The following is a 468-nucleotide window of genomic DNA, read 5'->3' as shown; positions in this document are numbered from 1 at the left end:
TGTATATGATCAGAAAACCACTGCTTAAAATCTCTATAAATGCCTTGTTTTAGTACCATAGCCGCAAAAGCAGCCTTTTTATAGCTAAGCAATTCATCTTCTGATGTGCTGTACAAGTCTACTAAATGAAAGCTATCCAACATACATGATTTTGCTAGATCAGGATCAGAGAACATAGAGAGTAAACTAGAAGAACCTTTATAGGGATTCTTACCATTATATATGCATATGTTTAATATAGCCGGAAGAAGTACGTTCCCGTTCTCTTTTAGATGTTGACGAAGTAATTGAACGTTGTATTCTAGAAACCTTAGAGGCATATACGGATCTTCAGTAGACTGGTGTTCGCAAATAATGTACAGATACCCTTCCTTACCATTTATATTGGTTTTGAATACTAAATCAGATTCTCCTCTTCTCCCAACTGGATCTACATAGCTTTTATTTGTTAACTCTAATTTCTCTTTA

General features: G+C 34.6%; 1 protein-coding gene. It reads right to left on the bottom strand.

The window, feature by feature from the left end:
• On the bottom strand, window positions 1–468 hold a 468-nt coding region (locus ACRRVB_RS05025), incomplete at both ends, for an Rpn family recombination-promoting nuclease/putative transposase (protein WP_432466102.1).

The sequence above is a fragment of the Candidatus Cardinium hertigii genome, assembly GCF_050864855.1.
In the GTDB taxonomy this organism is placed as follows: domain Bacteria; phylum Bacteroidota; class Bacteroidia; order Cytophagales; family Amoebophilaceae; genus Cardinium; species Cardinium hertigii_C.
This window is presented reverse-complemented; position numbering and strand designations above follow the sequence as displayed.